Origin of the sequence: Microbulbifer sp. MCCC 1A16149 (assembly GCF_050368945.1) — a bacterium.
Classification (GTDB): domain Bacteria; phylum Pseudomonadota; class Gammaproteobacteria; order Pseudomonadales; family Cellvibrionaceae; genus Microbulbifer.
On record NZ_CP185959.1, the window covers coordinates 3,223,938 to 3,230,000 of the forward strand.

Here is a 6,063-nt window from a genome sequence, read left to right on the forward strand (position 1 = left end):
ATACCACCGAGGCGATCAAACGCCCTGCGGCTTGTTACTTTTACTGGCCAGCAAGTTTAATGCATCCAGATACGCTTTTGCGGATGCCACCAGAATATCGGTATCCGCACCCACACCATTGACCAGTTTACCATCGCGCTCGAGACGAACGGTGACACTGCCCTGGGAGTCAGTGCCCTGGGTAACGGCATTGACCGAATACAGTTTCAGGTCTGCATTGCTGCCCACCACCGATTCGATTGCCTTGAACGTAGCATCAACCGGCCCGCTGCCTTCGGCACTGCAGGAGTGGCTTTCGCCATCAATGACCACCTGCAGATGCGCCTGCGGGTTGCTGCCGCTTTTGCTGCGCACCTCGAGATCTGCGAGCTGATAGTGCTCCACCGGATCTGCGGCACCGGAAATCAGTGACTGCAGATCCTCGTCGAAGATTTCGTGCTTCTTGTCGGCGAGATCCTTGAAGCGCTGGAACAGCACGTTGAACTCTGCCGGATCGGCGAAAGTGATGCCCAGCTCCTCGTAGCGCGCTTTGACCGCGGCACGGCCGGAGTGCTTGCCGAGAACCAGGCGGTTCTGGCCCCAGCCCACGTCTTCGGCACGCATGATTTCATACGTTTCGCGGTGCTTGAGCACGCCGTCCTGGTGGATACCGGATTCATGGGCAAAGGCGTTTGCGCCAACAATCGCTTTGTTGGGCTGAACCGGGAAACCGGTAATCGACGAGACAAGGCGCGAAGTCGGCACGATATGGGTCGTATCGATACCCGTTTCTACCGGGTAGAGATCCTGACGGGTCCGTACTGCCATCACGATCTCTTCGAGAGATGCGTTACCGGCGCGCTCACCCAGACCATTGATGGTGCACTCCACCTGGCGGACACCGTTCATCACCGCCGACAGGGAGTTGGCGACAGCCAGGCCAAGGTCATTGTGACAGTGGGTGGAAAATATCGCCTTGTCAGAGTTCGGTACATTTTCAATAACGCGCTTGAACATCGCGCCGTATTCCCCGGGTTCGCCATATCCCACCGTATCGGGAATGTTGATGGTCCCGGCGCCGGCCTTGATCACCTCTTCGATGATCCGGTACATGAACTCCGGCTCGGAACGGCTGCCATCTTCCAGGGAGAATTCCACATCGTTGGTGTAATTGCGGGCAAGCTTGACCGCCTCCACAGCCTGACGCAGCACATCCTCCGGATCCATCTGGAGCTTGTACTTCATATGGATGGGGGATGTTGCAATAAACGTATGGATTCGGGAAGAGTTGGCCTTTTTCAGGGATTCGGCGGCACGAATGATATCCCCTTTTACCGAACGGGCCAGACTGCACACGGTGGAGTCCTTTACGGCTTCTGCCACGGCCTGCACGGCTTCGAAATCGCCCTGACTGGCGATGGCAAAGCCGGCTTCAATCACATCTACACGCATACGCTCGAGCATACTGGCGATGCGGACTTTTTCGTCTTTGGTCATTGACGCGCCGGGGCTCTGCTCACCGTCGCGCAAGGTTGTATCAAAAATGACTAATTTATCTTTATTAGTGTTCATCAGGGCTCGTCTCCTAGTCTTGCCCGAGGCTAAACAGCGGTGACGCCGCTGTCTATGCACTGCTCAAATTAAGTACGGAATTCTGTAGAGAGGTATGGGGATAAAATTATATGCCGCGGCGCGGCAGTCGTAGCAGGCTTGCTAGTCGTAGGAGGGCAGCTGGGATCTGGGTAATGGCATTCGCCAATACGGAGTTGGGGCGCGACGCGCGCACGAAACAAGATCTGGAGGCCTGTGGCCTCACGACCGACACAGGCTGGTCGACAGGGGCTGCGGGATACATGGCTGCTTCAACTTTCTGGGAATATTGATTCTCGGAACGGACATCGAGCCATCCCGACCGGCTCCGCCGAGACGAATGTCCGGGAAGCTCAGGAATGAACTATAAGTCTCGAGCCCCCGCACATCAACAGCCATCCTAATTTTTGCAGGCAAAACCAGAATCAATGCAAAATAAAATTGCCTAATTACCACAAAAGGAAAGGCTTATCCTATTTTGCACTAGCAGCCTGTAGTGCATCTAATAACTTCCAAAGCTCCCGGTGCAGTGTTTCCAGCCTACTCTTGGGCACAGCCAGTTCGCCCAGCGCACTGTCCCGCCAGGCCTTCACTTCGCGCCTCAGGGCGCGCGCCGTATCCGTAATTTCTATCAACGTAACACGCTCATCCTGAGCACTACGCCGACGGTGCAACAACGCCTGGCTCTCCATTCGCTTCAACAGCGGCGTCAGGGTACCGGAATCGAGCATAAGCTCGCTCCCCAGGGCGCTAACTGTCCACAGCTCCGCGGCGTGCCGCTCCTCATCCCACTGCCACAGCACCAGTAGCACCAGGTACTGTGGATAAGTGATGCCGAACTCGCGCAGCATTGGCTGATAGGCACGGGTCATCGCCCGCGAGCTGGCGTAAAGGGCAAAGCACAGCTGCCGGTCCAGGCGCAGGGAATCCGTTCCCTCGCGATCAGGTTTGGGTTCAGATCGACTCAAAGCAGGTTCTCAATGTCCGCGGCCAGGTCTGCAGGCTTGTCTTTAGGCGCATAACGGTTCACCACTTCCCCGTCCCGGTTTACCAGGAACTTGGTGAAATTCCACTTGATCCCCTCGGTGCCCAGGATGCCCGGTGCACTTTTCTTCAGCATGGAAAACAACGGGTGCGCATTGCTCCCATTCACATCCAGCTTTGCGTACACCGGAAAGCTCACCCCATAGTTCAGAGTACAGAACTCCTGGATTTCGCTATCACTGCCGGGCTCCTGCTGGCCAAACTGATTGCAAGGAAAACCGAGTATTAGCAGGCCTTTGTCTTTGTACTTTCGGTACAGCTCTTCCAACCCCTTGTACTGCGGTGTGAAACCGCACTTGCTTGCGGTATTCACAATCAACAGTACTTTGCCCTTGTACTCTTCCAGAGTGGTGGGCTTACCGTCACTGGACTGAACCGGAATGGAATAGATATCGGACATGGGGACTCCCCTGATTTGGTCGTGATTTCAATAATCTTCTGCACAATTTGATTGTGCACAATTTAAATTCATAATGCAAAACCTGCAGATAAGTTAGTGCTGGTATCGAGCAGGGTTTTGTAGCCGGATTTTTCTTACAAGCTTGTGGATTGAATTTAATAACGTTTTTTCAGTTATACACAGGCGTGTTACTCACAGAAACTCTGGACAGAGCTGTGGGTAAGTGTGGGATATTGGGTGTGAGTGGCGTGGTTGTTGGGTTGCGGAAAACGTTTAAAAAAGCGACGGTGTTTTTTTGGGCGGGTTTGGTTTTGTAGGGGTGTGTAGATATAAAAAAGGCCCTGGTCGCATTAGCGATCGGGGGCCTTTTTTTTGTGTTCGGTCTGGTGGTGCCGGTGGCTGGAAGTCTGTGGACCTACACTGGGTGGCGAGCGGTGCTCGCCATCGCGGTGCGACGCCTTCGGCGCCCCCGGCTTTACTCCTGCGGAGCATGGCCGGTCACATGGCAGCGCTTTGGCGCTGCGTGGTAGTGGCAGTAATTCAGCGTATCCTAAATAAAAAAAGGGCCACCCAAATGGGTGGCCCTTTCTTTTATTTAGAAGCCTGACGATGACCTACTCTCACATGGCGAAACACCACACTACCATCGGCGATACTGCGTTTCACTTCTGAGTTCGGCAAGGGATCAGGTGGTTCCACAGTTCTATGGTCGTCAGGCAAACTGGCTTGGGTTGGCTTGGTCTTATGAGCTCTGTGCTCGGCGCTGCCGCTTGATTGTTCGTTTGCCACTGCTTTCGCAGCTAACAATCAACCCAAATAAGTCGGTAAAACATTCTGTAGTAATACACCGCAAGATCTGTATGTCTCGTCTCGCGCACAATCCACTGATCGATCATCTGATCAGTAATCGTTAGTAACCATCTCTGTTGTATGGTCAAGCCGCACGGGCAATTAGTACTGGTTAGCTCAACGCCTCACAACGCTTCCACACCCAGCCTATCAACGTGGTAGTCTTCCACGGCCCTTTAGGACTCTCAAGGAGTCAGGGAAATCTAATCTTGAAGGAGGCTTCCCGCTTAGATGCTTTCAGCGGTTATCCCGTCCGAACATAGCTACCGGGCAATGCCACTGGCGTGACAACCCGAACACCAGAGGTTCGTTCACTCCGGTCCTCTCGTACTAGGAGCAACTCTTCTCAAATTTCCAACGCCCACGGCAGATAGGGACCGAACTGTCTCACGACGTTCTAAACCCAGCTCGCGTACCACTTTAAATGGCGAACAGCCATACCCTTGGGACCGGCTTCAGCCCCAGGATGTGATGAGCCGACATCGAGGTGCCAAACACCGCCGTCGATGTGAACTCTTGGGCGGTATCAGCCTGTTATCCCCGGAGTACCTTTTATCCGTTGAGCGATGGCCCTTCCATACAGAACCACCGGATCACTATGACCTACTTTCGTACCTGCTCGTCATGTCTGACTCGCAGTCAAGCGCACTTATACCATTATGCTCATTGCATGATTTCCGACCATGCTGAGTGCACCTTCGTACTCCTCCGTTACTCTTTGGGAGGAGACCGCCCCAGTCAAACTACCCACCATACACTGTCCTCGATCCGGATAACGGACCAGAGTTAGAACCTCAAACATACCAGGGTGGTATTTCAAGGATGGCTCCACAATGACTAGCGTCACTGCTTCAAAGCCTCCCACCTATCCTACACAAGTAGGCTCAAAGTTCAGTGCAAAGCTGTAGTAAAGGTTCACGGGGTCTTTCCGTCTAGCCGCGGGTACACTGCATCTTAACAGCGATTTCAATTTCACTGAGTCTCTGGTGGAGACAGCGTGGCCATCGTTACGCCATTCGTGCAGGTCGGAACTTACCCGACAAGGAATTTCGCTACCTTAGGACCGTTATAGTTACGGCCGCCGTTTACCGGGGCTTCGATCAAGAGCTTCGCCGAAGCTAACCCCATCAATTAACCTTCCGGCACCGGGCAGGCGTCACACCCTATACGTCCACTTACGTGTTTGCAGAGTGCTATGTTTTTAATAAACAGTCGCAGCCACCTGGTCACTTCGACCGGCCTCAGCTTAGGGAGCAAGTCCCATCACCAAAACCGGCGTACCTTCTCCCGAAGTTACGGTACCATTTTGCCTAGTTCCTTCACCAGAGTTCTCTCAAGCGCCTTGGTATTCTCTACCTGACCACCTGTGTCGGTTTAGAGTACGGTTCGCAATTGCCTGAAGCTTAGAAGTTTTTCCTGGAAGCATGGCATCAACCACTTCACTTACCGAAGTAAGCTTCGTCATCAGCTCTCGGCCTTAGGGACCCGGATTTGCCTAAGTCCCCAGCCTACTACCTTAAACACGGACAACCAATCGCCGTGCTGGCCTAGCCTTCTCCGTCACTCCATCGCAGCAATTGCAAGTACAGGAATATTAACCTGTTTCCCATCGACTACGGCTTTCGCCCTCGCCTTAGGGGCCGACTAACCCTGTCCCGATTAGCGTTGGACAGGAACCCTTGGTCTTCCGGCGGGGAGGTTTTTCACCCCCCTTGTCGTTACTCATGTCAGCATTCGCACTTGTGATACCTCCAGCAAACCTCACAGTTCACCTTCAGCGGCTTACACAACGCTCCTCTACCATGCTCATAAGAGCATCCGCAGCTTCGGTTATCAGTTTGAGCCCCGGTATATCTTCCGCGCGGGCCGACTCGACTAGTGAGCTATTACGCTTTCTTTAAAAGATGGCTGCTTCTAAGCCAACTTCCTAGCTGTCTGGGCCTTCCCACATCGTTTCCCACTTAACTGATATTTGGGACCTTAGCTGGCGGTCTGGGTTGTTTCCCTTTTCACGACGGACGTTAGCACCCGCCGTGTGTCTCCCGCGATTGCACTCCACGGTATTCGGAGTTTGCATGGGGTTGGTAAGTCGGGATGACCCCCTAGCCCAAACAGTGCTCTACCCCCGTGGGTGAGACGCGAGGCGCTACCTAAATAGCTTTCGAGGAGAACCAGCTATCTCCCGGCTTGATTAGCCTTTC

General features: G+C 53.7%; 3 protein-coding genes and 2 rRNA genes (1 of these 5 cut by a window edge). All 5 read right to left on the minus strand.

Annotated elements, in window-relative coordinates; translation table 11 throughout:
• Nucleotides 1-15: 15 nt before the first annotated feature.
• Nucleotides 16-1,551: a 2-isopropylmalate synthase gene (locus ACONT6_RS13575; protein ID WP_428819000.1), complete on the minus strand. Its 1,536-nt coding sequence runs from the start codon at nucleotides 1,549-1,551 to the stop codon at nucleotides 16-18.
• 491 nt (nucleotides 1,552-2,042) lie between these two features.
• Entirely contained in the window at nucleotides 2,043-2,537 is a 495-nt protein-coding gene (locus ACONT6_RS13580) for a MarR family winged helix-turn-helix transcriptional regulator (RefSeq protein WP_428819001.1), read from the minus strand.
• Nucleotides 2,534-3,013: a glutathione peroxidase gene (locus ACONT6_RS13585; protein ID WP_428819002.1), complete on the minus strand. Its 480-nt coding sequence runs from the start codon at nucleotides 3,011-3,013 to the stop codon at nucleotides 2,534-2,536. The genes ACONT6_RS13580 and ACONT6_RS13585 overlap by 4 nt, the downstream gene beginning before the upstream one ends.
• Nucleotides 3,014-3,614: 601 nt before the next feature.
• Nucleotides 3,615-3,730: ribosomal RNA gene (rrf, locus tag ACONT6_RS13590) — 5S ribosomal RNA — on the minus strand.
• A 213-nt stretch (nucleotides 3,731-3,943) separates the two neighbouring features.
• A 23S ribosomal RNA gene (locus tag ACONT6_RS13595) occupies nucleotides 3,944-6,063 on the minus strand; it runs 763 nt beyond the window's last position.

Bases quoted from the DNA above. Each gene is read 5' to 3' on its own strand.
- ACONT6_RS13585 (WP_428819002.1), bottom strand. From the start codon at position 3,013: ATGTCCGATATCTATTCCATTCCGGTTCAGTCCAGTGACGGTAAGCCC.
- ACONT6_RS13575 (WP_428819000.1), bottom strand. From the start codon at position 1,551: ATGAACACTAATAAAGATAAATTAGTCATTTTTGATACAACCTTGCGC.